Origin of the sequence: Billgrantia sulfidoxydans, from assembly GCF_017868775.1 — a bacterium.
In the GTDB taxonomy this organism is placed as follows: domain Bacteria; phylum Pseudomonadota; class Gammaproteobacteria; order Pseudomonadales; family Halomonadaceae; genus Halomonas; species Halomonas sulfidoxydans.
In genome coordinates this window covers 3,210,449-3,236,126 of the sequence record NZ_CP053381.1, presented here as the reverse complement: position 1 = coordinate 3,236,126, position 25,678 = coordinate 3,210,449, and the positions used below count along the sequence as shown (strand labels likewise).

Genomic DNA, 25,678 nt, shown 5'->3' with positions numbered 1-25,678 from the left:
CGGCGCAGTGAAACCGCTCTGATACGCGGCAGGACTAGCCCAGACGTATTCGACCTTGGTCGATTTGACTCTCACTCCTCACCATCTATCTTAGATGTGTAAGTTAGAAAGCTAAGCAAGTAAGCGCTGTGATTATGTGACCCGGGTAGGGAGACTGATCCATGCTCACACAAGAACAAAATGATCTGCTGTTTCGGATCGAAGGCGATGACCCCATAGGTGATATCATGCGCCGTCATTGGCTGCCCGCCTATCTTTCAGAAGAGGTCGAGGAGCGGGATGGAGATCCGATACGGGTGCGCCTGCTGGGTGAGAACCTGGTGGCCTTCCGGGATACGGAGGGGCGCGTCGGGGTGATGGTCAAGATGTGCCCGCATCGGCGCGCGTCGTTGGTGCTGGGTCGTAACGAGGAGTGTGGACTGCGCTGCCTGTACCATGGCTGGAAGATGGATGTCGAGGGCAATGTCCTCGAGATGGCGTCCGATCCGCCGGAATCGAAGATGACCGAAAAGGTCAAGCACAAGGCCTATCCGACCCATGAAGCGGCAGGGTTCGTGTGGGTCTACATGGGCCCGCCCAAGGAAAAGCCGGATTCACCCCCCCGGTCTTCCAACCGACCCCGGACATCAAGATCTCCATCTCCAAGGTGGTCGTCGACTGCAACTGGGCGCAGATCCTCGAAGGGTGGATCGACTCGGCGCACTCCTCGAGCCTGCACTCCACCGATATGGTGCCTGCCCGCACCGGGGGAGCCGAGGCGACCGATAAGCTCTGGCTGCGTCCCTCCACCGACGAGGCACCGCGTCTGCAGGTGCAGCCCACGCCGATCGGATTCCGTTATGCGGCGATTCGCCGTCCGATCAAGGATGCCAAGACGCACGACTATATCTGCACGACGCTGTTCATTGCGCCGTATACCGTGCAGATTTCTCCGCACAACCTCTATGAAATCGCGACTACCGAGCCGCGTATCCTCAATCACAAGCTGAGTTCTTTCCAGGGCGAGGTGCCGAAGGAAACCGACTGGCGCCAACTGGGTACCGCCCCGAGGAAGAATGGCTGTATCGCGAGGCATCGTAAATTTAGCCCCAGGGCTAAATGAAGTTCCAGAATGCGACGACAACAACTATTACTTGTAATGGAAATCTTATGAGCAGACGAGAACTATCCGTTGCGGTGGGAAGCTACGACTGCATGTGTCCTTTGATCGACGGGGAAGTGGAGATTGACGGCGTGGAGCCGCAGGATTGGCCGGCGGTCCAGCCGAAGTTCATGCCATGCACCGCACTGGTGGCGGCCTTGTCCAGGTCGGCATCGGGATAGACGAGCATGGCATTCTTTCCGCCAAGCTCCATCAAGGTACTCTTGAGCGTGGCTGACGCCGCACGCGATACTGCGCGGCCAGTCGGTATGCTGCCGACCAGGCTGACGTTGGCGATGCGTTCATGCTCGGCCAATGCGGCGCCGGCCTCTGCCTTGCCGTTGATGATGCTGAGCACGCCAGGAGGGAGCAGATCCTCGAAGAGTTCCGCCAACCGCAATGCGGAAAGGGGGGTGTGTTCGCTCGGCTTGATGATTACGCTATTGCCGGCGACCAGGGGCGCAGCGATCTTGGCACAGACGAACATTGCCGGATGATTGAAGGGCACGAGACGAGCAACGACGCCTAGCGGTTCACGCAGTACATAGTTCAACTGGCCTGCGGGGGTGGGAATGGTTTCCCCCTTGATTTCGGTGGCCAATCCAGCGAAGTAATCCAGCAGGCTGGCGCCGATCTGCATATCGCCGATCATGGCGGAGCGGGGGTTCCCGCAATCCAGGGCATCGAGCAGAGCGAGCTCTTCGGCATGATCACGTACCCTTCGGGCCATTTCACGTACTGTCGCGGCCCGATGTGTCGGCGCCAGTACACGCCACTGTGGCTGCGCTCGATGAGCGGCCTTGACGGCCTCGTCGATATCTCTCGCGGTCGCTTCCTCTGTCTCGCCTAGGAGACTGCCATCGGCGGGGTTGTATACGGGCATGCGCCGCCCATCGAGTGCCCGATGCCATCCCCCATCATAGAAAAGGCCACGATTGTTCGGCAGGACAGATTCAGGCGTGATGTCTTTGTTTGCGTTTGCCATCGTTCAAGCTTCCCCTTTTTTGCCTCTCGGCTGAGCGTCGCCATCGAAATCCACGACGCTGCTCACATATCCAGCTTCCACCACCACGTCGAGGAGTACCGGGATACCTTGAGCGACACTCTCGAGCGCCCGCTGCAACGAGTCTTGCAGGACAGCAGCATCGGTAATCGGTCCTTCGGCCTGAAAGCCCTGGGCGCGGGCCATGGCAGCAATATCTACCAGTGGCTGGTCGAGACGCTGTCCGACCCACTTGTTCTCCACAGGGCGGTCGCGCTCCCGGGCCACAGTTTCTTGATGAACGACGTCGTTGTAGTAGGCACGATTATTGGCGACCACGATCAGCAGCGGCACGTCATGGTGGGCGGCGGTCCACAGAGCGTTGATTCCCATCATGAGATCGCCGTCGCCCAGGGTGGCGAGGGGCACACGCCCGCTGCCTTTGAGGGCAAGGGCGGCTCCCACGACCCATCCCCGGTCCTGAACCGATACCAGCTCCCCCGTCGTAGCCGAGATAATCCAAGGGATGGAGGAAGCGACAGGCGCTGCCGGGCCAGCCCAGGGGCAGGCGCAGGTAACTGACAGGTTGGGTATCGAGTTGCTCATTCAGCGCCTCGGCCAGCGCCTGCAGGTCGAGTGACAAGCCACTGATGTCTTTTGTGCGGGAAGCTTCGGGAGGCCGACTGGCCTGCGGTCGAGTCGACGTGTTTGGCAAGCGATGAAGCAGGGCCTCGACAACCGTATCGGGCGTGCCGTCCAGTGCCAAGTCCACCGGCGCCATGCGCTGGTGATTCATTGCCCAGCCGTTCATGGCATAGTCATCAAATGTGGCGTGTATGACGTGCGCGGTCGGCTTGCCGTCAGGCCAGACGGTATACAACGTTCCGCCCAGGTCCAGCCAGTCCAGGCTGAGGATCAGGTCCGCTCGGGAAAGCAGGTCGATGGCGTCATCACAAAGGCGAAAAGCCGGGGCAAACGGATGAAGGGGATGCTCGGTAGAAAAGGCAGCAGCAACCTTGAGGTCACTCAGCACTGTGGCTCCGAGGCGCTCCGCCAGGGAGACCCGACGCTCCCAGTCGTTGCTATCACGAGATACGCGACCAGCAAGTATTACCGGATTACGTGCCTCGTTCAGCAGGCGGGCGGCCTCATCCAGACTGCTTTCGCAAGGCATGGGGGGCTCACCTGGTAGGAAACGTTGTGGGTCTGGCAAATTAATGGGCTCGGTGATGGCTTGCTCCTGTAAACTAACGTCCAGGCAGACATAGACCGGCCCGTAGGGGCGTCGGCGAGACGTTTGCCATGCCCTGAGAATGGCCTCCAATGCCGCGCCTACCGATGCGGGCTGGTTGTCCCATTTGATGAAGGGGCGAATCAGCGCCGCTTGATCCTGAGAGGTATGGATCCAGTCGATCCAGGGGCGCCTGCGATTGGCATCTACCGGGCCAGTCGCTCCGAGAATGAGCATGGGTGCCCGGTTACACCAAGCGTTATAGATCGCCATGCTGGCATGTATCAGGCCCACATTGCTGTGCAGTGCTACCGCCATGGGCTGTTTGGTTACTTTGGCATAACCATGGGCAAGGGCAACGGCATGCTCTTCATGCAGGCAAACAAGCATAGAGGGCGCTAGGTCGCCAAGGACGTTTACCAGGCTATCATGTAAGCCCCGATAACTGGCCCCGGGATTTAGGGCTATGTAATCAATTGGTAACGCGCGCAATGCCCAGGCCATTGCGTCACTTCCCCATGCCAGCTCCGCCTTGTCCGGGGGAGTTGGCCTAGAGTCCATTTCTGAAAAAAAGTGTCTTTTGGGCTCGCCATTCTTTGTCCTTATTTTGTCGTCGAGCCTTGCCATGCTGCGGCGTTGAAATTTCGGTGCCAAAAGCACGCAATCCTCTCTGCTCGACCTCTTTTGAGTAGAAATTAGGAAATAAATCATTTAAAACAATAATTTATTTAAAACAAACATAATTATTAGATATCTAACTTATTAAACTACTGTATCCCCTGAGGAGTCCATGTCAAATATACTAAAGTCGAAGTTCTCCCTTGGGAGATCCCGAAGCTTGTATTTCCCGATGCTAATTTCGTTACTGGCTCAGTTTATTGAGCAGCCCCATGGTGATGATCACCAGATGTTGCGCGGTGGCTTCTGGATCCGCGCTCCGGGCGCTAGATGACGCGACTGTCCTGAACTCTCGTCGCGACGAAGGGGCTCACGGTGCAGGGCTCTGGTCGTGGTGAAGCTGGTAGGAAGCGGGGCACGTCAGAATCGCGGTGCCGTCCGGGATGCGACTTAAGTCGGTTTGACATGGCCGTTCGAGGCGCTATGGTTAGGTTTTGAAGTTAGGTATCTAAGTTTATCGGCGATAGCTGCTCGTATAGCTCACCACCCCTTGAAACGGAGACCGTGCCTTATGCTGACACAAGAAGAGAACGACCTGCTGTGCCGTGTTGAAGGTCATGCGCCCATGGGGCAGATCATGCGTCGTCACTGGCTGCCCGCTTGCCTATCCGAGGAAATCGAGGAGCCGGACGGTGATCCGGTGCGGGTTCGGCTGCTCGGTGAGGATCTGGTGGCTTTCCGCGATACCGAAGGGCGCGTAGGGGTGCTGGACGAGATGTGCCCGCATCGGCGCGCGTCGTTGGTGCTGGGTCGTAACGAGGAGTGTGGACTGCGCTGCCTGTACCATGGCTGGAAGATGGATGTCGAGGGCAATGTCCTGGAGATGGCTTCCGAGCCACCCGAATCGAAGATGACCGAGAAGGTCAAGCACAAGGCGTACCCCACCCATGAGGCGGCCGGTTTTGTCTGGGTCTACATGGGGCCGCCCGAGGAGCAGCCGGAGTTCATGCCGCCGGTGTTCCAACCGACGCCGGAAACCAAGGTGTCTATCTCCAAGGTGATTGTCGATTGCAACTGGGCCCAGATCCTCGAGGGCGCCATCGACTCGGCCCACTCCTCGAGCCTGCATTCCACCGACATGGTGCCGGCCCGCAAGGATGGTGCCGAGGCCACCGACAAGCTCTGGCTACGCCCGTCCACGGACAAGGCACCGCGTCTGCAGGTGCAGCCCACGCCGTTCGGTTTCCGCTATGCAGCGATACGTCGTCCGATCAAGGACGCCAAGACGCATGATTACGTGCGCACCACGCTGTTCATCGCGCCCTACACCGTGCAGATTCCACCGAACAACCTCTACGATATCGCGATCCTGCACGTGCCGATCGATGACACCCATACAGCGTTCCACTTCATCGCCTGGGGCGACGCGAGTACCACGCCTGATACTGAGTCTTGGCGTAAGTTCCTCGGCACGCAGATCGGAATCGATGTGGACAAGCATTATCGAAAGTTTCGTACTCGTGAGAACAACTACTGGCAGGATCGCCGCATCATGCAACTCGGTACAAGTTTCACCGGGATCAAGGGCATCCCCAATCAGGACATCGCGATGTGGGAAACCATGGGGCCGATTGCCGATCGTACCCATGATCGTCTCGGTGCGAGTGACCTGGCGATCGTCGAATTCCGTCGCCAGATGGTGCAGGCCGCCAAGACCATGCAGCAAGGAGGGCCAGCCATTGGCACCAAGGAGCCGCGGATTCCGCATTACAAGCTCAAGTCCTTCCAAGGCATCGTCCCCAAGGAAGAGGATTGGCGTCAATTGGGTACCGCTCCGGAAGAGGCGGAGCTGTATGACGGCGAGCCGCACCACTCCTCACGTTAGGAAATCGATACGCTGAGCCAAGGAGCAACCCCATTCATGTTGCTGAACATCGCGACTCACGGATAAGAAAGCAGGAGCCCTGATGAACAAGCTGGAACTTTCGATTGCCGTCGGCAATTACGACCGCGTGAGACCATTGATCGATGGAGAGGTGCAGATCGATGGTGTGAACCCGGTATTCATGCTGCATGACCCGGAGGAGATTTTCTTTCGTGCATTCCGTCATGCCGACTTCGATATTACGGAGCTCTCGCTGAGCAGCTACACCGTGAAAACAGCGGCGGGTGATTGTCCCTATATCGGGGTGCCCGTCTTCCCCTCGCGCGCCTTTCGGCATACCTCCATCTACATTCGGACCGATCGCGGCATCGCATCGCCGGCCGACCTACGGGGTAAGCGTATTGGTGTTCCCGAATATCAGTTGACCGCCAATGTCTGGGCCCGCTTGTTCCTCGAGGAGGATCATGGCCTCCAGCCCCGAGATATGACCTGGATGCGTGGCGGTTACGAGGAACCGGGCCGGGTCGAGAAGATCAACCTCGATCTCCCCGAAGGAGTCAGAGTAGAGAACATTCCCGAAGGGGAAACGCTCTCCGGCATGCTGGCCTCCGGTGAGTTGGATGCGGTAATGGGACCGCGAGCGCCGTCCTGTTTTATGCAGGGACATCCCCATGTGGGGTACCTCTACCGTGATCCTCAGCGGGCAGCCTCGGACTGGTATCGGCGAACCGGCATCTTCCCCATCATGCATCTGCTGGGTATTCGCAAGACGCTTGTAGAGCGCCATCCTTGGCTGCCTTTCTCCGTCTACAAGGCTTTCGAGCAATCCAAGGCTAAGGCACTGGCGAAGCTCAGTGACACCTCCGCAACCAAGGTGACTCTTCCGTTCGTCGAGGACCAGCTCCAGGCCGCCCGACGCTTGATGGGTGAGGATTTTTGGTCCTACGGCTTTGTTCCCAACCGACAAGCTCTGGAGCGGTTTCTCGAGCAACATCATGCGGAGGGACTTTCCCAGCGACTCCTGAAGCCGGAGGAACTGTTCCATCCCGCCACGCTGGAAAGCTTTAAGATCTAGTTTCTTGTGAGATATTGTATTCCTCGCAAAGCGACACCATGATAAAAAAAAGAATAATCCATAGAACCAATGACGACGCCAGTACAAAAGGTGATAAAATGAAAATATCAATTAAAAAGACTGTTGTGGCTATGGCCCTTGTGGTTCCTGGGCTGGTGATGAATATCGCTTCAGCTCAAAGCTATAATTTGACTGTCTCCGGTGCCTCCCCGGGGGGGCTATGGTCCTTGCTCGGTGCGGGTCTGGACAGTGCCTTGAAAGAAAATCATCCGGGCTCGACCATCACCTACCAAACTTCAGGTGGAGGAATTGCTAACGTTGCCATCCTGCAGCGCGATGATGCAAACCTTGCCATTATCGAGGATTCTGTGCTGCAGTTGGCTCGTGATGGTGAAGCACCGTTTCGTGAGCCAGTTAATGACGATGTCAGAGTGCTCGCTTATCTTTATACATGGTCTCCTATGCAAGCTGTCATAAGGGAGTCTGTAGCTGAAAGGCATGGCATCAAAAGTTTTGAGGATATTGCTGATGTCGAGGCACCACTTACTATAGCCATCAATAGGCGTGGAAATATCGCATCTAATGTCGCCATAGCCATGCTGGAGACTATTGGAGCTGGGCCGGATGAAATTAAGAGCTGGGGAGGCGATATCATTTATGCCGCATCAGGTGAGCAGACCAGTCTGATTCAGGATCGCCGCATTGATATGTTCTTGAACAGCCTATTTGTCGGACAAGCTTCCATCATGCAGGCTGCGTCGAGTGTCGATTTGAACCTGCTGCCTTTGTCCGAGGAGACTATCAGTACAGTAGCGGATAGGAGCGGGACTAATCCATTCATTATCCCTGGTGGTGCTTATGAATGGGCGCCCAACGATACTCCGACTGTTACTGTCAGCGCTGCTTTAGCTGTGCGCAGCGACATGGACGAGGAAATGGCATATAACCTGACAAAGGCTTTTTATGAAAACTATGAAAAAATCGCAGGCGTACACTCGGCAATGAGAGCCCTTACACCTGAAATCATGGCATCTGTTGAAGTGGTTCCTTATCACGATGGTGCTGAACGCTACCTCAAGGAAGTGGGCCTCCGTTAATTGATGAAGATAGTGATACTGCTGAGAGGCTTGCAATGAGTAAAATTTTGTTGCTTCTGACGGGCACCGGTGCCAAGCGAAACCTGACAGGAAAATTGAGTATGGCAGTGCATGGATGCGCTGCCCTTGTGGCACTGTCGGTCATTTATACTACGACGATCATATACATTGATCTTTATGTCATGATGGTCGTCTTTCTATCTGCTATGCTGGCTCTGCTGTTTATTAACGTGAGTGCAGGGCCCGAGGGACGACAGGATCGCCCTAGCCTGTTAGACTGGTGCTTTGTCGTAGCTAGCATTATAGTCGGTGCTTATTTCTTTGTGGAAAGTCAGCGGATAGCCGAGCGGATCACCCTGTTCGACCCACTGGAGACGCCGGACTTGCTAGCAGCGAGCGCGCTTCTAGTGCTTACAATTGAAGCAACTCGACGGACTGTGGGTTTTGGTCTTACCAGTGTAGTGCTGGTCTTTGTCGCTTACAATCTTTGGGGGCACTCCCTCCCGGGTGCATTTGGCTTCCGGGAGGTCAGCTACAACCACTTCCTTGATATCATGATGTTCACCTCGGATGGGTTGTTCGGGGTGCCTCTCAGAGTGGCGGCGACCTATGCCTTCCTGTTTGTTATGTTCGGTACCTTTCTGTCAAAGGCGGGTGGGGCCGAGTTCTTCTATAATCTATCGTCGGCGATTGCTGGGTCAAAGCCTGGAGGGCCGGCCAAGATCGCTGTGATTTCATCAGGGCTGTACGGTACAATGTCAGGCAGCCCCACTTCCGATGTGGTCACGACGGGCTCCGTTACTATCCCAATCATGCAGCGACTTGGCTACAGTAAACCGCTGTCGGGTAGTGTTGAAGTGGCTGCGTCAACGGGTGGGAGCCTCTTGCCACCGGTGATGGGGTCAGCAGCATTTATCATGGCGGAATATACTGGCATCGAGTATCGCGATATCGTAATTGCCGGTATTGTTCCGGCGCTGCTATATTTTCTTTGCGTTTATGTTCAGGTGCATTTGCGTTCACAGAAGCTCGGCCTGAAAGGACTGCCAAAGGATGAAACACCGAGCCTCCAAGAAACTCTCAAGAACGGTGGGTTGTTTATCCTTCCCCTCGTAGCCTTGTCTGTGGCACTGGTGATGGGTTACTCCCCGACTTATGTGGCTGTAATTGCTACTGTCTCGGTCCTGGTTGTATCTGCAGTTCGACCTTCGACTCGGATGAGTCTCAAAGCAATATGGGATGCCTTGGCTGTTACCACGCTGCGTATGGTGTCCGTCGTGGCAGCCTGCGCTGCGGCTGGCCTGGTGATTGGCGGCATTTCCATGACAGGACTGGGAGGAAAATTTGCCGAACTCGTCTTTATGCTTGCTGGCGATAGTACGGTTATTGCGCTGGTCATCTCTGCCATGCTCGCGATCATCCTTGGAATGGGCATGCCGACTCCCTCAGCCTTCATCTTGGCAGCTGTACTGGTCGGTCCCACTCTGCTAAGCATGGATTTGAGTGTGCTTCAGGCGAACATGTTTATCCTGTATTTTGCAGTGCTCTCGGCCATGACACCACCAGTGGCCGTAGCAGCGTTCGCGGCCTCGGCGATCGCGGATGCCAAGCCTCTGGAAATTGCTACTGGAGCTGTGAGGCTAGCCATCACTGCCTTCATTGTACCGTTCGCCTTTGTTCATGGCGAGGGCTTGCTGCTGGTAGGTAGCTGGATAGACATCGCTGTTTCGTGCATCTCTGCAGTGGTGGGCGTGCTATTGCTCAGTGTCGCGGTAGAAGGCTTCTGGCGCCAGCGGCTGACTAAACCATTTGCGAGAGTAGGCTTTGGTGTGGCCGGTCTGCTCTTTATCATGCCGAGCTGGTGGGCAGTAGTAGTGGCTTTAGTGTGCCTCACCTTGGCTATAGCCGCCACGCCTCATTTGCGGCTGCATAGAAGCAAGATGCAGGCATGATTTAATATTTTTTTACATTCGTAGCTTCATGGAGACAGGGTGGCAGGCTGTACCCTGTCTCTGTTTTTCCTGGTTTCTGCGAGGTCAAGGTGGCCAGTTCGCAATCCATACCTATCTTACTTTCTCTGGCATCGTCACTGATGTTCGCTTGCACATTTGTTCTCATCAAGATGGCTGGTCAAGCATTATCATCTCTAGCTGCCCTATGGGTTACCCTCACCACCAACGTGGGCTTTCTCTGGGCATGGAGTTTGCTGAGGGAGAAGGGTAGTGTCACGCCTTCAGGAGAATGGCAGTATTTCGTGCTCGCTGGTATTTTTGCGCCTTTGCTTGGGCGGCTGTTTCAGTTTCAGGGCATGGCCAAGTTGGGCGCTAATATCACTACGCCTATTACATTGACACATCCGATTTTTACGGTGCTTCTGGCAGTCGTTTTTTTGGGTGAAAGTCTAGGTGGCGGAGCTCTTTTCGGCGTATTTCTGGTGCTGGTTGGAAGTATACTTCTTGGCTTGCAGAGCGGACAGGGATCGATGGAATGTGCTGGCGCTCCGAAGCAGTTTCTGTTGTTGCCATTGGCTGCATCACTGGCTTACGGTGTGTCAGTTGTATTTAGAAAGGTGGGTATCGATATGGGGTCGGACGCAGTTACTGCGGCAGCGGTAACGACCTCAACTTCTTGGTTGCTATTCGCTATATACCTGGTGGCTTACAGGCCTTCAGGTGTGTTCAGGTGTAAGTCTCAAGAACTTGCGAAATTTGTAGCCGCAGGCGTGTTTTCGAGCCTTGGTCCCGTGTTTCTATATATGGCGCTACAAGTGGGTAGGGTTTCCGTTGTTGCCCCCTTGGCTTCGACGACCCCTTTTTTTGTGTTGCTTGTTACAGGATTGTACATGCGAAACGATGAGGTCTTCAATAGATGGGTTGTTCTCGGCACCATTTTCACCGTTTTGGGTGTTGCTCTGATTGTGTCATTTAGGGCATCTTGAAAAATTAATTTTATAGATGGGTATAATTTATGTATAGGGTGGAAAAGAAAAGTCTTAAGGCTGACATGCAAAGGAATGTTGCTGCTGCATTGAGGGAGGATGTTGGAAGTGGTGATATTACATCTGAATTAGTGCCAGGTGATTGCATTGGCAAGGCTGTTATTATAGCAAAGGAGGAAGCTGTAGTTTGTGGTGCTGGCTGGGTTGATGAGGTTTTTTTCCAAATTGATCCTAAGGTAAAAATTGACTGGTGCGTCACAGATGGTGATCGGGTAGAGGTTGGTCAAGAGATTTGTCATATTGCTGGGAATGCAAGATCACTTTTGACAGGGGAAAGAACGGCACTCAATTACCTGCAGACTCTCTCGGGTACTGCGACTCGTAGCCGTTTTTTTTGCAAATTGATTGAAGGGACTTCTGCTAAGCTTCTAGATACAAGGAAGACGCTACCAGGATTACGTTTGGCTCAGAAATATGCGGTATGTTGCGGAGGCTGCCATAGTCATCGCATGGGCTTGTACGATGCATTTCTTATCAAGGAGAATCATATTTCAGCTTGTGGGGGTATCGCGATGGCGATAGACCAAGCGAGGCGTCTGGCGCCCGAGAGGTCGATCGAAGTGGAAGTCGAAGACCTAGAGGAATTCAAGCAAGCACTCGAGGCGAGGCCCGACATTATCATGTTGGACAACTTCTGTGTCGAGGATATACGCATGGCAGTCAGCTTAGCAGCAGGACGCGTTACGCTCGAGGCCTCGGGAGGCGTGACCGAGGCCACCTTGATCGATATCGCAAGGACAGGGGTCGATTACATCTCCCTTGGCACCCTTACCAAGGACCTCAAGGCGATTGATCTGTCGATGCGTCTATCGATGTGAAAGGAAAGGGTGAGAGGCCTACGGGACTGCCGACGTCACTCGAATATCAAGCATGGTGTCGGCAGTTGGAGGTATCTCCGATATACCAAGGCCTCAAACTCCTCCAAGGTGGGCTTGAGCCTGGCGTGCCCGCATTTTCCATAGTTGCCAGGGCCTTTCCACCTGCCCCTCGGTCGCCTCCCTGGCTGCGTTGGCCTCCTCGGGTGTCAGGTACTCGATGGGGCCAAGTCGCAGTGCATCAGCTTGAAGCCGTGCATTTACTTCGACATAGATGGCTCGATAGACTGCTTGCTTCAAGGTAGGCCCGGTGACCGTCGCGCCATGCCCACGCATCAGTACGACATTGTCGTTTCCCAGGGAATCGGCAAGTGAAGCCCCCAGCGAACGATCCCGGATCAGCAGGTCAGTCGCCGTGCCTGCCGTGTCCCGGATCTCGAAGATCGGCGCACCAGCACCCAAGAAGCCGCTCATATGGCACATCGGCCGCAAAGGAGTCGACTTGACGGCACTGAAGGGGACGACGGAAGGAGAGTGGCTATGTACAACCGCCATGACATCCGGTCGTGCACGGTAGATCTCTCCATGAATGAAGCGCTCGAGATAGACGGGCCGGTCATCGGCATCGATGGGGGTGCCATCGAGATCGAATGTCAGGATATCGTCCAACGTGACGAGCCCGGGTGCCATGTTCCGCGCCAGCAGAAACCGTTCGGTATTTTCCGGGTGCCGGATGCTGACATGTCCGAAGGCATCGAGTACGCCTTCATTGAAAAGGATATGGTTGGCATCTACGAGGTCCCTCAATAGATATTCTGTGCTTTGGGTCGCCGTAACTGAGATCGAATTATTGGTATTCATCGCTATTCCATAGGGTGGTGAGTGTGTAAGTGGTCGTGGTCAGGAATTATTCGTTAGCCTCGGCCAGGTTGCTGATGATCTTGAGTAAGGTGCGCCGCGTCACTCGGAGATCTTCACATTCGACACCTTGCACGGCAATATCATTGACTTCCTCAGCAAGTGGGATCAGGGTTTTCTTGAGATTACGCCCTTTTTCCGTAAGGTAGATATGTATGTTCTTGCGGTTACCATTGAGTTGTCGGCGTTCGATCAGGCCTTTGGCCTCCATTGCTTTCAGGGCGGTAAAGGTCGTGGGCTCCATCAGTCCAGCCTGTTCACTGAGCTCGCGTTGCGTCAATCCTTCCGTTACCCAGAGGATGCGCAGAAACGACCAGTGACCGAAGCTTACCGAGTGCTCGGCCAAGCGTGTCTGTAGGCTCTTTGTCAGAACTCGGCCTGCATCGCGTATCAAGTGGGCCAAGCGATCGTCCGGAACATCCTCTTGCCAATGACGAAGAACCGTTTGCGTTTCCCGATTGTTGGTACGGGGCATCGTGACGTCCTCCAAGAAAGCAATATTGCCCTACTCCAACGTTTCATTATAACACACCAGTTCAGTCATGCCTGCTGGTGAGATAGCGTGACTTCATGTCTATGTCGTGCGGATTCAAGCAGTGCCAAACAGACTTCCATCGTGGCCATGCCCCATTCGCCGGTGTGAATGGGGGGACGGTCATGGCGTATGGCACCTATCAGTTCATCCAGGACTTCACGCCTCGGGATCTCCGGTGACGGCAATGTTTCAAGATAGCGGCGAGTATGAGCATAGACCTGTACCCCGTGCGGTAGGGGACGAAGGTCGGCACCATCGCAGGAAACAAGGATGAAGCCAAAATGATTGTGTGCCGAGTCTTGTAGTTGGCTATTGGCTAGGGATAGGCCGGCGCCATAGGTACGGGTATTCTTGAGAGCGGCTTCCTCTTCGGGTCCTTGAATCTTCGCCAGCTTCGCCCTGGCAGTGCCGTACTGGTCGGGATCTCGAGGCTGGCCTAGTTCGCCAGACCATCCGCAGAGTTCGTCGCTATCAAAATGCGCGAATCCGCTGTAGGTCATGCTGGCAAAGACACCGTTATTGAAGGTGAGTAGCGCACTATAGGCGCCTTCCGTGGGGCGTGCAGGATCCCAGCTTCCAGTGGCGGCCCGTACGCTTTTGACGTGCCCGCCGCCGAGCAGACGCACGATATCGACCTGATGAGCAGCCTGGCTGAACACCACACCGCCGCCCTGCGAGGTGTCCAGCTCTTCCAGACGGCGGGGGCGGTAGAGAAAGTCGGTGTAATTGAGGGCGCTGATCATGCGCACCGCCCCGAACCCTTGGCTGTCGATCATCTCGCGAGTGCGCAGATAAGGCGCATCGAAGCTATGACTGTGTCCGACGACTAGCCAGCGTCCGGCGCGGCGCATGGCATCGATCATGGCCTGGCAATCCTCAAGGGAGAGTGCCATCGGCTTCTCGACTAGGGCATGCTTGCCATGTGCCGCCGCCAGTTCGACATGCTCGCGATGAAATTGGTGGGGAGTGGCGACATATATCGCTTCCACGTCAGGATCGGCGCACAGGTCGGCGACCTCGGCATAGGTTCTCGCGCCGAAGTCGGCTCTAAACTGCCGGCGAGCCTCCTCTCGTGGATCGGCTGCTGCCACTAAGCGAATACCTGGATGGGCCGCGAGGGTGGGCAACAGCAGCATGAAGCCACGCCCTAGGCCGGCAACGCCGAGTTTCAAGCGGGGTACTGGCATCGTGAGCACTCCGTGGTGATGCAATGGATTATTCCGCTAGATCGATTACCAGTTCCTTCGAACGTGCGCGCGAGACACAGACCATGATGTGATTCTGTCGCTCGGCTTCTGACAAAACCAGGTCACGGTGCTCCGCCTCACCTTCCAACAGCCGGGTTCGGCAGGAGCCGCAGGTACCACTTTCGCAGGAGTAGGGCACATGATGGCCGTTCACTCTCAATGCCTCGAGGATCGATACGCCTGCCGGTACCGGAATCGCCTCGCCGGTCTTGTGGAGGCGTACGGTGAAAGGCGTATCCTCTGCTGTGCTGGCTGTCTGGCTCCCGCCGAAGTCCTCGAAGTGCACACTGGAGGGTGTCCAGTGGCCGGTCATGTCGCGAACCGCCTCCATCAGTCCCCGGGGGCCGCAACAGTAGATGTGGGCTCCCTTGGGCTGCTCGAGGACCGGCCACAGGTCATAGGCGTTGTCGGGATCGCCATGGTCATGATGGATCACCACCTTGCCTCGATACTCGGGGGCGCTGAGTTCCTCGAGAAAGGCAGTTTGCGACGGCTCGCGCGTCAAGTAGTAGAGCTTGAAGGGTTTGCCTCCCGTTGCCTGCAGGTGATGAATCATTGAGAGAATCGGGGTGATGCCGATTCCGCCGGCGATGAAGATGTAGCGAGCGGGGTTACCTGTCAGCTCGAAGTCGTTGCGCGGCGCCGATACCTTGAGGTGATCGCCCACCCGGGTTTCGTCAATCAGGCTCCTCGATCCGCCGGTGCCTTCCTCCTCGCGCTTGACCGCAATGACATACCGCTCCTGCTCGTCGGGATCGTTGCACAGCGAGTAATGTCTCATCTGGCCGCTGGGAGTCTCGATGCGCACATGAGCTCCAGGTGCGAATTCGGGAAGGTCGTCGCCATTGGGGTCAACGAGCTCTATGCGGTAGATGCCATCAGCGATTGCGTCCAGTGCGGAGACGAGCAGTTCGCTCATGGGGAGTTCGTTGGAGGGGCTGGCCATTGGATACCCACCTTTCTTGTCGTGTGGCTGAATATACTTCTATATCTAAGTATTTTTCCGGCGACAATGCAAGTCATGAGGTTGCGACTTTGGTCGCAAAGACTGGGTGCCTCCTGTTGCGGCTCGACACGCTGCCAACCTGACTGTGGAGAGGGCTGGCATGGCCAGGAAGAGATGGAGGCGAGGAGGGCGTAGGTCCGCTGGGCTGTGTGCCGCCGGTCCAGTATGTCAACGAAGTACAGCCAGGGAGCGAATCCCGTGTTGAGCGTGGTCTCCTGTCAATGGCCATCTGAGGAGAGGTCACCGGGGTTGAAGGCGTCGGTTATTCCTTGAGAGAGAAAAATGACCTGTGTCAAAGAAAATATCTCATGTCGTCCTATGATGGTTAGATATGAAAGTATTTTGCAGCGTGCGTTTTTTGCACTGATTTACCAACCTGGAGGATGGGACATCATGAATATCCGTATCGATTGTTTGGTGGCTGGCATGCAAAGGGTTTCGGATTTTTTCTATAAAAGTTCTCTCTCGAAAGTGGTTCTCGATATACAGGAGGGATCTGCCGAAACCTATCGAAAGATGATTCAGGATGCCGACTTCAAGCTTGAAGTCGATTTCGAGCGAGAAGTGGCGAGGCAGCTGAGCAGTGGTGGCCGCTGGGGTTTGATACCCGCCGAAACGCTGATGCCGGTGATGATGAGTCGGTTTGGGGTGTCGAGGAATGACTTTTCAAACACCGAATCGTCTCAGCTTGAAGCCTTGGAGGAAGCTTGCAATAACTGTCCAGTAGTTGGTGTCTGCTGGAAGTCCATGCGCTCAGGAGCTTCTGTCGCGGAGGCGCGAAATTTCTGTCCCAGTGCGAAATTTTTTGAAAGGTTAGGTAAGGTTGTATGACGGTATAGCTCTTGACACGTGTGCGGTGCCCTTGGGGGTAGCTCTATGGTCAAGTAGTAGTCGTCCCATCGAGTCGCGTCCTCGAGTTCTATCAGGGAGCCACAGGGCGTATCGATACGTTGTGGCGGCCACCGTACTTGCGTGCAAAGAAGAACGCGCCGTTTGGATGGTGAGGCGTGGCGCTCAGTTCCGGTTGGCGAGCGGTAGCTGGCATTGAGCTGGGCATAGTCGAGAAGGATCCAGGCGGCTTCCTGCACCCGGTACACCGGCCACGGGATGTGACACTAGATATCGATGGCTTGCCCGTGAAGTCATCAGCCACTAGGATAGGCTCGTCGTACAATGGGCATGCCTAGGCATCCACCTCTCGCCACTGATCCCCACGCTGGCTGTAATCGGCGACATGGCTGGAGACCTGCGGCTCGTGGGCATTGCTGCCCAGCCGGAGGATGTCGATATGCAGGATCCCCATTAGATCAGGTTCGCCTGAAGCCTAGGATCTACCGATCAGAGCATAGATAACCTGTTAGGTGGTCCAGAAGATGGAGGAGCTTTGCGCTAGGCTGTTGCTATATGATTTTTTTAAATATTTTTGGCGTGGAGGTGTTATGATATTTCCGCCTAGGCTGATGCCCTTGGTGTTTTCCGTGCTGATGTCAATCTATATGGTGACACTGATGACATGTTTGATTACATGGATTAATACCGGTCTCGACGCGGGTTTCTTCAGCCGGTGGTGGCGAGCCTTCTATATCTCTTGGCCAATTGCCTTCTTGCTAATTCTTCTCGGCGCACCTCGAGTGCAGAAAGCGGCTGCAAAACTTATCCGAATTCCCAGTGCGTGTCGGACCCCGCGTGTTTGATAAAGTCCTGATCCATAGGGTCATTCGTCAAGTCCATCACTTGTTTTAGGTTCCCAGTGCTTTCGTTGATTACAGTTCGGTCTGATATAGTGTACTCGGTTGAGTAAGTGAGAAAATCGATAAAACGCGAATTCATAGTTGCACGTACAAGTAGTATATGACAGGTGAAAATGCAATCAAAAGGCACTAGTTTTTTCAATAGTGATGATACAAAGATCGCGGGCTCCGTCCCTGCGCGGCTCGCTGACGCCCGTCGGTTGTTAATTTCAAACTTGCTCTTAGCCCGAGACGGAGGAGGCCTCGCTTCTGGCAAAGTGCGATGAAACAAAAATGTTACAAGGTCCCGGTGCCGCCCCTATGGGGCGGCACCGGCGTTTTATCTATACGCAGACTCAAGATACCCCAGTTCCGCAAAGGACTCACATCGTTTGCTACCGACCACGATATGATCAATGACCCGAATCTCCACCAGACCCAGCGCTTCTTTCAGGCGCTGGGTGATGCGCCGGTCCGCATCGCTGGGTTCGGGATCGCCCGAGGGGTGGTTGTGGACCAGGATCACGGCAGCGGCGTTATGCGCCAGGGCGCGTTTCACCACCTCCCGAGGGTAGACACTGGCCGAGTCGATGGTGCCGCGGAACAGCTCCTCGAAGCTGATAACGCGGTGCTGGCTATCGAGGAACATCGCACTGACACCTCATGCTCGTAGTCCTGCAGCAGCACCTGCAGGTACTCGAACGTCTGCGCTGACTGGGAGATCTTGCGTCCCCTGGCCAGGCGGCGACGGGCGAAGGCCTTGACGATGCTCAGGAGCTCCGCTTCTGTCACCGTGTCGGTGATTCGGTAGGTGCCGGCGGTCTCGCCGGCACTCAGCTTGCGATGGTTCATGGTGTGTCTCCTCAGGCTACCATGACCATGGCCATGCGGCGCTCCATTTCCTCGTAGAACGCCTCCACGCGCTCGGCGATGGTGCGGATCAGCGCCTCGTCGCGATAGGCGCGCTTGACGAACAGCGGCATCCCCGGCCAGTAGCTGACGAAGTCGATCCACTCCCGCTCGCTGACCCACAGGCCGCCCTGGCACTGTGCCACGTGCTCCTGGGGCAGCTCACCCTCGAGCAGCAGCTCGATCTGGTACTTGGGCAGCTTGGTCTTGATCTCGACCAGGCCGTTACTGTCCACCAGGCAGTCCGGCGAGTAGCCCACCCCGTGGTTGAGGATGATACCGACCTGCTCGAGGCGGGGCAGGCCGGTGGCCTCGTGATAAAGCTCCCTGGCGATAGGCTCAAGTTCATGGCCTCGCTGAGTGTGCGCATTGCCCTGAAAGGCATCCGAGGGCTCACCGGTGATACGCTCCCCGATCAGCTGATGCATGTAACTGATGGCACCGGCTCCGAAGCCTTCCGGCCCCTTGCCATTGACCAGCAGGGTCTTCAGCTCGGACATGGTGACGATGCCAAGACGGGCGGCATGCCACTCGGGCGTGCCCTGTTCCAGTGTCAGGATCTGCATGACAAACCTCCTTCTAACACCACGGCATAGCGGCGAGGGATTACCCTCGCCGGTTTATGCAGGCGTCATGGATTGGGTGATGGTGGTAGGGGTGAATGGGCTCGGTGGTGGGTCAGTGACGTTGACGCTGGGGCACGGCGCGTTTCTGCAAGGAGGCACGCAGCTTGTCGAAGTCGCTGCGTGGCACCTGCGCCACGTCGCCGTACTTGCCGACGAACCACTCCTGAGTAGTCACGGGGCAGGCACTGATCAACTGCTGGAGCTGACTCGCCTGGAACGGAGTGACCACCTTCATTGGCGGCGCCGCACCATGACCGTTGTCGTCCTGGCCCCGGGTGGTGATGTTGAGCAGTGCACACAGCACGTAGCGCTTGCCGTAGCTGGTCGAGGAGCCGAAGGCCTGCACGGCGTTCTTGCTGCCGCTGGTATCGGCCGGCAGCAGCATGCTGGTCTCCTCGCGGTGGCCGTCCTTGTGCATCAGCACCCCGGTGACCTGGATGCCGCGCTCCTGGGTCTGGATACGGAAGCTCACCGCAAAGCCGTGGTGCTGCATGATGGGGCGCACGGTGTCGACGATGTCCTCCAGCGTGGCGTAGGCGCCGTTGTTGCCCTGGCCGCGTTCGACGATGCTCGGCAGTTCCGTCTGCATCGCCGCCATGGCGGCGCTATAGGCCATCAGCGCCTGGCGGTCGAGGACGCGCTCCTGCATCTGCAGCAGGCGCTCCATCTTGTCGATGTCGACTTCGGGGTTGAGGGCAGCACGCTCGATCACCTGGATGATCGCGGTGCTTTCCTGCAGCGGTGACGCCGGAACCGGTACTGCCTCGGTGACTGGGACTGAGGTCTGGCGGGTAGCCGGAGCCCGGCCGTTGGCCTTGCTACGTGAAGGTTGGCTGGGTGTGGTCATGTGACCTCCTTTTACTGATAGTGCTTGAAGACATCCTGGAGCTGATCGGCAGGGACCGGCTCCAACGACACGACCACGCGGAACACCTGGCCATGAGCCATCACGTGGGTCTGGGTTTGCTTTTGGCCAGCACCAAGCAGTTGGCGGGTCAGCTGCGTCAGCGCCCGACAGGCCTCCAGTGAGAGGGGCAGTGGCATGGGACCTCCAGAATCGAAAACGCCCGACCTGGTGGGGTCGGGCGCTATGCCGTGAAAGGGGAAAAAGAACCTGGTGGACGGGACCGCAAGGGGGACGTCATCTCAGGTGAGACTCAGGCCACCAGGGCCATGGCGGATTCGAGCGCCTTATCCTTGAGGCTCGCCCCCTGGCCGAACCAGGCGGAATCCATGCGGTAGTCATTGCTGCGCGCACGCTTCTCGTGATCTACGTACTCGGTGATGGCGTTGAGCAGGCCCCAGGCGGTGCCCTGCGCCGTGCATAGCTGCGAACCACGCCCTTCATCGTGATAGAGCTTCTGAACGCGGTTCAGTGCCCGGTAGTTGGGCAGCTTGGAAGGATCGTCCATCGGTACCTCGGCGTTGCAGATCACCGCCTGGAAGTAGGTCTTCACTTCCTCCTGGCTGACCTTGCGCTCGGCCAGGGTCTTCATGCGGTACATGAAGTCGTCCCACTGCGAGACCGAGATGCCCAGCTGTTGCTTGACCCGCTGAGGGTTGAACTCCGTGCTGTGAGGCACCTTTACTCCCTGGCTCATGCCGTCCACGGCGATGGTCAAGGTGTTGTTGCAGACCACCCGCACCGAGGTCGGCGTGGCCACCGTGGCCAGCGACCCGTCACAGGACGTGGCCAGCAAGAGGTAGGCGTTGACCTGATCCTGCCCCTTCAGCGCCGTACCCAGGCCACTACGGGCCAGGGCCCAGAACTTGCGCCCGCCCTTGAGCACCCCGGCGGTCTCCAGCTCATAGCCGGCGTACTCGGTCAGGTCGCGGTAGAACTCCAGCACCTCTTCGGGCTGCACCACCTTGTAGCGCTGGGAGACTACCGACAGCGGTGCTCGGGTGTCCGAGCGATAAAGCACCTTCTGCTCCGGGAAGGAGTGGATGCTGCCCAGGTGCCCGGCGCCATCGGCAATGAAGCGCACCGGCGATTCTTCAATGTGCCAGTCCATGCCGGCCTGCTGCCTCCAGACCTCGAGCGGTTGATTACGCGATAACTGCTGCCCCAGGCCGTGCCAGGGAGTATCGCCGACGTAGGCCATGTGTTCGATTTGGTGTGCCATGGAAATGCTCCTTGACGAAAAAAACCGGCAGATCGCCGGTGGTAGAGGAAGGATGTAAACGAGTTAGTCGATAACGCGGAAAGCGTGGCCGCAGCCCAGGCATAGCCAGGGCGTGCCCTCGCCGGGCGGAAACAGGCTCTGGATCATCTGATTCCCGGCGGTGGCTCCCGCGATTCCTCCCGTCGTGGCAGCCACTACCGCAGTGGCGACTCGACTGAGAGGGAACTGGGTCGAGGCCACCAGCAGCCGACCAGGAGAGTAGAGCGACGCATAGGCCCCCCTGAGGGAGCCGGCCAGCGCACCGACAGCCGTGCCCAGCTTGCGAGTAGTCTCGAGATTGATGATGCGCTGGGAAGCACAGCGCGAGCAGGGTGGGGGCATATCGACATCTCCTGTGCTGGTAGGTCAAGCCCAAGGAGGGCTCAGCTCATAGGGGTGATATAGGCCTGTAAAATATTGGGATAGGGGCTCGATACCCCTGCTACTTCCGCTACTAGTAGCGGAAGTAGCAGATGAAGGGGCCATGCCTACGCCGCTTTTCATGGTATTTGTCAGACCTGACACCTTTTGACAGCTCTTAACAATTTCGCCGATCACCTTCCTTTGCCATCCTTGCCCTGTCGGTCAACAAGGATTTTTTCAATGAGCAATTACATTGGTAGTCATCAACCAAGGGTGCTTCTGAAGCTGAAGCAAGTGATGGAAAGGACAGGGCTTTCTCGGTCAAGCATTTACAATAAGCTAGATGCTAAGTGCCCTCACTATGATCCTGAATTTCCCCGCCAAGTCAGTATTGGAGCATCATCAGTTGCCTGGGTGGAGTCAGAAGTCGAGGAGTGGATTGAGTCCTGTATAAAAAAACGAGAGGAGAGTGTGAGGGGGCGATGATGTCTGGGTATGATGATATCAGGTATGCTATACAAAATAGTCGTATTATCCTTGCAGACTATGGATTTCAAAAAGAAGTTCGGAAAACTCATGGTAACACATTAATAGAAAAGGTGGCGGATGAGCTGCAGCAAGAGATTCAAGCACCTAGAGGACTTATTATTGCCAAGCTACTTTCTGCGCTCTCTATAGGCCTGCAACATCTCGTTGATGTTCAGACGCCACGTGGAGAAGTGGTTCCAATATCATGCTATTTCATTACGCTTGCCAAAAGTGGAGAGAGGAAAACTGCTGTAGAAAGTGCGGCCTACAAGCCGATTTATGAATTTCAGAAGGAGCTTGACGAGCAAAGTGAAAAGCGCCAGCGTGATTACTCTCTAGAGCTAGAGATTTTTGAGGAGAAAAAGCGTTTTTTGAAAAAAAAGATTAAGAGGCTTCTTGGTAAGGAGGAGTGTACTAAAGATGCTGAAGCTCAGTTAAAGGCATTGCATGAGGAAAAGCCCCAGCCACCCAGTGATATGCAAATTATCCATACTGACTCTTCAGCAGAAGCTTTTGTTGATCGCATGAGTAAAGGATGCAAGTATGCAGCTATTGCCTCAGGTGAAGGGGGTGTGGTTCTTAAAAGCTCAGCAATAAAAAGTCCGGCCGTGCTATGTTTGTATAGTGGGGAGACAGTTAAGATTACAAGGAAGACATCTGAGTCTAGCGTTGTGGTAAATGGCAGGCTTACAGTCAGCATAGATGTTCAGCCAGGAGTCTTCGAAGAGTACTTCAGTAAATATGGTGAGGTAATGGAAGCATCTGGCTTCTTTGCTAGGACTTTTATGGCACGGCCTGAGTCGACTATTGGAAGGCGATATAAAGCAAAGGAGGAAAGTGTCAACAGAAGCACCATTTATTCTGATTATTATGAGAAGCTAGATGCTTATGTCAGAATGCTTCCTGGAATCCTCTCGGGAGAAAAGGCCAGAATAGTTGTGCAACTAGATGAAGATGCAGAGGAGAAAATGGTAATGATCAACAATGCTATTGAGCATGAGATGAATCCAGGGGGGATATTCGAGGGTCATGATGGCTATGGCTCGAAGCTTGGAGAAAAAATCTTGCGGCTCGCATGCTTGTTAAGCGTATTTGAGCAAGGCCCTCAAGAAAAAATCAACTCAGCTGTGATAGATCACTCTTTGCACTTGGCTATGTATTTTGTCAAACAGCATCGAGAGATTTTCAATCAGGCCTCTCAAGAAGAAAGAGACGAGGTGCTCCTGCAGGAGTGGATTGACAAAAAACGCAGCATGGGGATTCGCTACATCAAAAAGAACACTGTTAGAAGAGTTGTAGTGCCAGAATCGCTTCGAAATTCGAAAAGGCTAAATGCGGCTATTGATCGGCTTGTCCAAAAACAAAGCGTTGTTCAATACTTCTCGGGGAATACGGTATGTTTGGATTTCTTCCCTTGGCTTACTTTTGATTATGTGGCCGCGATGTCGGTAGGGGGTTCTTTTTCAGGGAGGAGGTATTGACATTAACTTATTTCTCTCTGGTTGTTTAGAATGTGGAATTCGTGCCTGTAAACAGGCGGAATATTGGGCTCTATTTTAAGGTTTTTATTTTGGAGTATATGTTATTAGGTTTTTTTACTGTCAGGGTTGGTAGCCACCAATAAGATGTGGCTACCATTAATGAGAGGCATGAGAGGCAATGTGTTACGACGAGACAGAGGTGCAGTGGCCTGGCTGCGAATTTGATTTAGACCATGTCAGGGACGAGGCAGAGAGCAACCTCGATGAGGAGGTGCTAACCTACTTTAAGGAGGTAAGAGCAGTAGTCGAGCGATTGTTTAGAACGGATGAAGAACTTTTTGATGTGTTTGAGAAAGAGGGGCGCGCTCCATGTATTAGGTCCTGGAGTCTGACAGGGAAGATGCTGAAGCGACTGATTGAAAACAGCCGACATAACCAGTTTTCTTGTGTCCAGCTCATGAATAGTCATCCCTATGTGAGAGTCTATCATGACGCAGCGGAGGACTTTAGGATAGATAATCTTTATAACTATGACCCTTATGAGCAGGTGGATAGATTAAATGCCGCTGTTGCTATGATCCGAAAGGAGTGCCGTGGGGCGGGTATGAGGCAGTACATGCGCAGGCTTGAGAGAGCTAAGCAGGCTCGCATGAAAGGTGCTCAGAAACTTGTCAACGGCTTAAGGGCCAAGTATGCCAGGCTAGAGGTGCTGCGCTTGGATCTCAGCTATCGAAAAGGGAAGTACGTAGACCTCGATGACTTCAGGACGGCGCTGGGGGACGTAAAAGAAGACTGGGAACGGTTTCGTCAAGATTTGTTGCGTGGCGTGCCTATACGGGGAGTGGTGGGTTACATGGCGAAGCTGGAATATGGGCTACTGAGTGGCTTTCACTTCCATGTCATCGCTCTATGTGACGGGTCCAAGCACCGCGAGGACATTACCCTTGCCAAGATGTTGGGGGATCACTGGAGAAACCAAATCGTGTCAGAGGGCGAAGGTCGATACTATAATTGTAATCGACACAAGAGCCATTATCGGTATTTAGGCATAGGCACACTCGACTATTACGATGATGCAAAGTATTCAGCCTTTGTGGGTCTGGTAGTTGACTATATGGTTAAGACTGACTACGTCATGGCAGCTGAGGCGCCAGGGGAGCGAACGTGGTTTCGCTCAGCTTGTAAAAATGCTAAACCGGAAAGAAGAAGGGGGCGACCAAGAAAGCTTCAGAGTTTAGAGAGTCGAGTGTCTTAGTCTTGGGATCAGGGCGCTTGCTACTCTGATGGCGGTGTCTTTGCTAATAACTCCGTCCTCCTGTAACTCAAGTTGGACAGCTTTGGCACTTGGCAGCGTTTGATTTTTCGAACCTTGGTAGTCGGTGTAGTATTTTTCGCTTTTTTCATTAAGGTAAATGAGTTGCGGTGTGAAATGTGGTGGATATTTGTTTGTGGAATTGCTGTTGACCGCCTTTCTGTAGTTGGCTGGTTGACGATCGTGGCGGAGCAGGGTGGCTAGCCTGCTGAGGGTGGTATCTGATGGTCTGCTACCATTAATTTGTTCGTTGATGGCTGCCATTACTTGCTCCTTGCTAAATATTTTATTTTCATTGTCGTTTGAGTGAACTTTAAAAGCCGCCTTGTTGAGCGCAAGAAGTAAGTCACTTTTCCATGGCTGAAGATGACATTGAAGCTCAGGAAGGAGACAGGTGCTTTGTTTACTATAGCTTAAGACGCGATCCAGAAGCGAGGTTCTCGATACTAAAAGCTCTTCTGAATTTATAGTCACGCTAGTAAATTTAAATGTAGAAGGCCATTCTTTGTTTTGATAGCAACACGAAAATTGTGCCTTCATTTTTTCCAGTGGGCTGGCTTTAGGTAAATGTTCTCTATAATAATCGCTCGCGTTGACTGTAATCGGTTCATCACCTCCCTTGTCAATGTAGGCAGTTTGTCTGAACAGCTTGACTGATAGTCTTGAGCCCCCTTCGGTCAGGGGGGCGTAATCAGCGCTCGTTAATACAAGATAGTTGAAGTGAGAGGCATCTATGTGAGTCTCACCTCGTTTTGGAGTCATGAATCCAGGAGGGTTCAAGCCTCTAGATGGGCTTAAAATGGCTTCTGGGTATGTTGCTTCACGGTGGGGCATAGGCAGCGATTGAGTAACACAAAAAATGCGCGCTTCCTCTGGCCGCTCCATAAATAGAGGTATGTCGTTGCCAGCCAGTCGAAGTAGCAACTCTCCAAGAGACTCGCCCGTCACTGCGCTTACGTTGGCCAGGCTGACCAAAGGGCGTGGGTCGCTGTGCAGCTGTTCGATTGTTTCCATCG

General features: G+C 54.8%; 26 protein-coding genes and 1 pseudogene. 13 read left to right on the top strand and 14 right to left on the bottom strand.

Annotation, left to right across the window (positions count from 1 at the left end):
- Positions 1-161: 161 nt before the first annotated feature.
- Positions 162-464, top strand: a pseudogene (locus HNO51_RS21290) (Rieske 2Fe-2S domain-containing protein); the annotation flags it as partial.
- A gap of 92 nt (positions 465-556) precedes the next feature.
- Positions 557-1,102 carry a hypothetical protein gene (locus HNO51_RS21030; protein WP_242597125.1) on the top strand — a complete coding sequence of 182 codons (546 nt, stop codon included), beginning with the start codon at positions 557-559 and terminating at the stop codon, positions 1,100-1,102.
- Between the two features lie 82 nt (positions 1,103-1,184).
- Here HNO51_RS21030 and HNO51_RS14975 read toward each other — a convergent pair whose 3' ends face one another.
- Genes HNO51_RS14975 through HNO51_RS14965 form a run of 3 tightly spaced genes read right to left on the bottom strand, consistent with a single transcriptional unit; the run spans position 1,185 to position 3,858 of the window.
- Positions 1,185-2,126 carry an aldehyde dehydrogenase family protein gene (locus HNO51_RS14975; protein ID WP_209537756.1) on the bottom strand — a complete coding sequence of 314 codons (942 nt, stop codon included), beginning with the start codon at positions 2,124-2,126 and terminating at the stop codon, positions 1,185-1,187.
- Between the two features lie 3 nt (positions 2,127-2,129).
- Positions 2,130-2,552: a thiamine pyrophosphate-dependent enzyme gene (locus HNO51_RS14970; protein WP_242597124.1), complete on the bottom strand. Its 423-nt coding sequence runs from the start codon at positions 2,550-2,552 to the stop codon at positions 2,130-2,132.
- Positions 2,479-3,858 carry a thiamine pyrophosphate-binding protein gene (locus tag HNO51_RS14965; protein WP_209537754.1) on the bottom strand — a complete coding sequence of 460 codons (1,380 nt, stop codon included), beginning with the start codon at positions 3,856-3,858 and terminating at the stop codon, positions 2,479-2,481. Before HNO51_RS14965 ends, HNO51_RS14970 begins: the two co-directional genes overlap by 74 nt.
- Before the next feature lie 685 nt (positions 3,859-4,543).
- On the opposite strand from HNO51_RS14965, the gene HNO51_RS14960 reads away from it, so the two are divergent.
- The 6 genes from HNO51_RS14960 to nadC all read left to right on the top strand — a co-directional run bounded on the left by HNO51_RS14960 (position 4,544) and on the right by nadC (position 11,845).
- Positions 4,544-5,857, top strand: coding sequence for a Rieske 2Fe-2S domain-containing protein (locus HNO51_RS14960; protein ID WP_086508591.1), 1,314 nt, complete (start codon positions 4,544-4,546; stop codon positions 5,855-5,857).
- Between the two features lie 82 nt (positions 5,858-5,939).
- Positions 5,940-6,932, top strand: a complete 993-nt coding sequence (locus tag HNO51_RS14955) for a 4,5-dihydroxyphthalate decarboxylase (RefSeq protein WP_086508592.1) — start codon at positions 5,940-5,942, stop codon at positions 6,930-6,932.
- A 98-nt stretch (positions 6,933-7,030) separates the two neighbouring features.
- The gene (locus tag HNO51_RS14950) at positions 7,031-8,029 is read left to right on the top strand and encodes a TAXI family TRAP transporter solute-binding subunit (RefSeq protein ID WP_086508593.1); all 999 of its coding nucleotides are present in this window, start codon (positions 7,031-7,033) and stop codon (positions 8,027-8,029) included.
- A gap of 35 nt (positions 8,030-8,064) precedes the next feature.
- Positions 8,065-9,981 carry a TRAP transporter permease gene (locus HNO51_RS14945; protein ID WP_209537753.1) on the top strand — a complete coding sequence of 639 codons (1,917 nt, stop codon included), beginning with the start codon at positions 8,065-8,067 and terminating at the stop codon, positions 9,979-9,981.
- An 89-nt stretch (positions 9,982-10,070) separates the two neighbouring features.
- Complete coding sequence (locus HNO51_RS14940; RefSeq protein WP_209537752.1) at positions 10,071-10,967, top strand: DMT family transporter; 897 nt, start codon at positions 10,071-10,073, stop codon at positions 10,965-10,967.
- Between the two features lie 29 nt (positions 10,968-10,996).
- Complete coding sequence (nadC, locus tag HNO51_RS14935) at positions 10,997-11,845, top strand: carboxylating nicotinate-nucleotide diphosphorylase (protein WP_209537751.1); 849 nt, start codon at positions 10,997-10,999, stop codon at positions 11,843-11,845.
- A gap of 93 nt (positions 11,846-11,938) precedes the next feature.
- Here nadC and HNO51_RS14930 read toward each other — a convergent pair whose 3' ends face one another.
- From HNO51_RS14930 to HNO51_RS14915, 4 genes are all read right to left on the bottom strand, one after another.
- A complete protein-coding gene (locus HNO51_RS14930) occupies positions 11,939-12,703 on the bottom strand; it encodes a class II aldolase/adducin family protein (protein ID WP_086508597.1) in 765 nt (254 codons plus the stop codon).
- A 46-nt stretch (positions 12,704-12,749) separates the two neighbouring features.
- On the bottom strand, positions 12,750-13,235 hold the full coding sequence (locus tag HNO51_RS14925; RefSeq protein ID WP_086508639.1) for a MarR family winged helix-turn-helix transcriptional regulator: 486 nt from the start codon (positions 13,233-13,235) through the stop codon (positions 12,750-12,752).
- 65 nt (positions 13,236-13,300) lie between these two features.
- On the bottom strand, positions 13,301-14,482 hold the full coding sequence (locus HNO51_RS14920; protein WP_209537750.1) for a Gfo/Idh/MocA family oxidoreductase: 1,182 nt from the start codon (positions 14,480-14,482) through the stop codon (positions 13,301-13,303).
- A 28-nt stretch (positions 14,483-14,510) separates the two neighbouring features.
- Complete coding sequence (locus HNO51_RS14915) at positions 14,511-15,461, bottom strand: PDR/VanB family oxidoreductase (RefSeq protein WP_234247253.1); 951 nt, start codon at positions 15,459-15,461, stop codon at positions 14,511-14,513.
- Positions 15,462-15,941: 480 nt separating this feature from the next.
- On the opposite strand from HNO51_RS14915, the gene HNO51_RS14910 reads away from it, so the two are divergent.
- Complete coding sequence (locus HNO51_RS14910) at positions 15,942-16,379, top strand: hypothetical protein (protein ID WP_209537749.1); 438 nt, start codon at positions 15,942-15,944, stop codon at positions 16,377-16,379.
- A 542-nt stretch (positions 16,380-16,921) separates the two neighbouring features.
- The gene (locus tag HNO51_RS14905) at positions 16,922-17,242 is read left to right on the top strand and encodes a DUF2798 domain-containing protein (RefSeq protein ID WP_338035269.1); all 321 of its coding nucleotides are present in this window, start codon (positions 16,922-16,924) and stop codon (positions 17,240-17,242) included.
- A 376-nt stretch (positions 17,243-17,618) separates the two neighbouring features.
- Here HNO51_RS14905 and HNO51_RS21325 read toward each other — a convergent pair whose 3' ends face one another.
- The 6 genes from HNO51_RS21325 to HNO51_RS14875 form a co-directional block, all read right to left on the bottom strand.
- Positions 17,619-17,927, bottom strand: coding sequence for a JAB domain-containing protein (locus HNO51_RS21325; RefSeq protein ID WP_479688688.1), 309 nt, complete (start codon positions 17,925-17,927; stop codon positions 17,619-17,621).
- Between the two features lie 214 nt (positions 17,928-18,141).
- The gene (locus HNO51_RS14895; RefSeq protein WP_209537748.1) at positions 18,142-18,753 is read right to left on the bottom strand and encodes a lambda exonuclease family protein; all 612 of its coding nucleotides are present in this window, start codon (positions 18,751-18,753) and stop codon (positions 18,142-18,144) included.
- A gap of 112 nt (positions 18,754-18,865) precedes the next feature.
- Positions 18,866-19,660: an ERF family protein gene (locus tag HNO51_RS14890; protein ID WP_209537747.1), complete on the bottom strand. Its 795-nt coding sequence runs from the start codon at positions 19,658-19,660 to the stop codon at positions 18,866-18,868.
- Positions 19,661-19,671: 11 nt separating this feature from the next.
- Entirely contained in the window at positions 19,672-19,857 is a 186-nt protein-coding gene (locus HNO51_RS14885) for a hypothetical protein (protein ID WP_209537746.1), read from the bottom strand.
- 113 nt (positions 19,858-19,970) lie between these two features.
- Positions 19,971-20,939, bottom strand: coding sequence for a DUF932 domain-containing protein (locus HNO51_RS14880; RefSeq protein WP_209537745.1), 969 nt, complete (start codon positions 20,937-20,939; stop codon positions 19,971-19,973).
- A 63-nt stretch (positions 20,940-21,002) separates the two neighbouring features.
- Positions 21,003-21,320 (bottom strand): hypothetical protein, encoded by a 318-nt coding sequence (locus tag HNO51_RS14875; RefSeq protein ID WP_209537744.1) that lies wholly within the window; start codon positions 21,318-21,320, stop codon positions 21,003-21,005.
- A gap of 261 nt (positions 21,321-21,581) precedes the next feature.
- On the opposite strand from HNO51_RS14875, the gene HNO51_RS14870 reads away from it, so the two are divergent.
- From HNO51_RS14870 to HNO51_RS14860, 3 genes are all read left to right on the top strand, one after another.
- Positions 21,582-21,827, top strand: a complete 246-nt coding sequence (locus tag HNO51_RS14870; protein ID WP_276571206.1) for a helix-turn-helix transcriptional regulator — start codon at positions 21,582-21,584, stop codon at positions 21,825-21,827.
- Positions 21,824-23,350, top strand: coding sequence for a DUF3987 domain-containing protein (locus HNO51_RS14865; protein ID WP_209537743.1), 1,527 nt, complete (start codon positions 21,824-21,826; stop codon positions 23,348-23,350). The genes HNO51_RS14870 and HNO51_RS14865 overlap by 4 nt, the downstream gene beginning before the upstream one ends.
- Before the next feature lie 178 nt (positions 23,351-23,528).
- Entirely contained in the window at positions 23,529-24,605 is a 1,077-nt protein-coding gene (locus HNO51_RS14860; protein WP_209537742.1) for a YagK/YfjJ domain-containing protein, read from the top strand.
- On the opposite strand, the gene HNO51_RS14855 is transcribed toward HNO51_RS14860, so the two are convergent.
- Positions 24,585-25,676 carry a hypothetical protein gene (locus tag HNO51_RS14855; protein ID WP_209537741.1) on the bottom strand — a complete coding sequence of 364 codons (1,092 nt, stop codon included), beginning with the start codon at positions 25,674-25,676 and terminating at the stop codon, positions 24,585-24,587. The genes HNO51_RS14860 and HNO51_RS14855 overlap by 21 nt on opposite strands.
- Between the last annotated feature and the right edge of the window lie 2 nt (positions 25,677-25,678).

Bases quoted from the DNA above. Each gene is read 5' to 3' on its own strand.
- HNO51_RS14955 (WP_086508592.1), top strand. From the start codon at position 5,940: ATGAACAAGCTGGAACTTTCGATTGCCGTCGGCAATTACGACCGCGTG.
- HNO51_RS21325 (WP_479688688.1), bottom strand. From the start codon at position 17,927: ATGTTCCTCGATAGCCAGCACCGCGTTATCAGCTTCGAGGAGCTGTTC.
- HNO51_RS14975 (WP_209537756.1), bottom strand. From the start codon at position 2,126: ATGGCAAACGCAAACAAAGACATCACGCCTGAATCTGTCCTGCCGAAC.
- HNO51_RS14895 (WP_209537748.1), bottom strand. From the start codon at position 18,753: ATGCAGATCCTGACACTGGAACAGGGCACGCCCGAGTGGCATGCCGCC.
- HNO51_RS14925 (WP_086508639.1), bottom strand. From the start codon at position 13,235: ATGCCCCGTACCAACAATCGGGAAACGCAAACGGTTCTTCGTCATTGG.
- HNO51_RS14910 (WP_209537749.1), top strand. From the start codon at position 15,942: ATGAATATCCGTATCGATTGTTTGGTGGCTGGCATGCAAAGGGTTTCG.
- HNO51_RS14870 (WP_276571206.1), top strand. From the start codon at position 21,582: ATGAGCAATTACATTGGTAGTCATCAACCAAGGGTGCTTCTGAAGCTG.
- nadC (WP_209537751.1), top strand. From the start codon at position 10,997: ATGTATAGGGTGGAAAAGAAAAGTCTTAAGGCTGACATGCAAAGGAAT.
- HNO51_RS14960 (WP_086508591.1), top strand. From the start codon at position 4,544: ATGCTGACACAAGAAGAGAACGACCTGCTGTGCCGTGTTGAAGGTCAT.
- HNO51_RS14885 (WP_209537746.1), bottom strand. From the start codon at position 19,857: ATGCCACTGCCCCTCTCACTGGAGGCCTGTCGGGCGCTGACGCAGCTG.
- HNO51_RS14965 (WP_209537754.1), bottom strand. From the start codon at position 3,858: ATGGCCTGGGCATTGCGCGCGTTACCAATTGATTACATAGCCCTAAAT.
- HNO51_RS14880 (WP_209537745.1), bottom strand. From the start codon at position 20,939: ATGGCACACCAAATCGAACACATGGCCTACGTCGGCGATACTCCCTGG.
- HNO51_RS14890 (WP_209537747.1), bottom strand. From the start codon at position 19,660: ATGACCACACCCAGCCAACCTTCACGTAGCAAGGCCAACGGCCGGGCT.
- HNO51_RS14950 (WP_086508593.1), top strand. From the start codon at position 7,031: ATGAAAATATCAATTAAAAAGACTGTTGTGGCTATGGCCCTTGTGGTT.
- HNO51_RS14915 (WP_234247253.1), bottom strand. From the start codon at position 15,461: ATGAGCGAACTGCTCGTCTCCGCACTGGACGCAATCGCTGATGGCATC.
- HNO51_RS14945 (WP_209537753.1), top strand. From the start codon at position 8,065: ATGAGTAAAATTTTGTTGCTTCTGACGGGCACCGGTGCCAAGCGAAAC.
- HNO51_RS14860 (WP_209537742.1), top strand. From the start codon at position 23,529: ATGTGTTACGACGAGACAGAGGTGCAGTGGCCTGGCTGCGAATTTGAT.
- HNO51_RS14875 (WP_209537744.1), bottom strand. From the start codon at position 21,320: ATGCCCCCACCCTGCTCGCGCTGTGCTTCCCAGCGCATCATCAATCTC.
- HNO51_RS14930 (WP_086508597.1), bottom strand. From the start codon at position 12,703: ATGAATACCAATAATTCGATCTCAGTTACGGCGACCCAAAGCACAGAA.
- HNO51_RS14920 (WP_209537750.1), bottom strand. From the start codon at position 14,482: ATGCCAGTACCCCGCTTGAAACTCGGCGTTGCCGGCCTAGGGCGTGGC.
- HNO51_RS14905 (WP_338035269.1), top strand. From the start codon at position 16,922: ATGGAGGAGCTTTGCGCTAGGCTGTTGCTATATGATTTTTTTAAATAT.
- HNO51_RS14865 (WP_209537743.1), top strand. From the start codon at position 21,824: ATGATGTCTGGGTATGATGATATCAGGTATGCTATACAAAATAGTCGT.
- HNO51_RS14855 (WP_209537741.1), bottom strand. From the start codon at position 25,676: ATGGAAACAATCGAACAGCTGCACAGCGACCCACGCCCTTTGGTCAGC.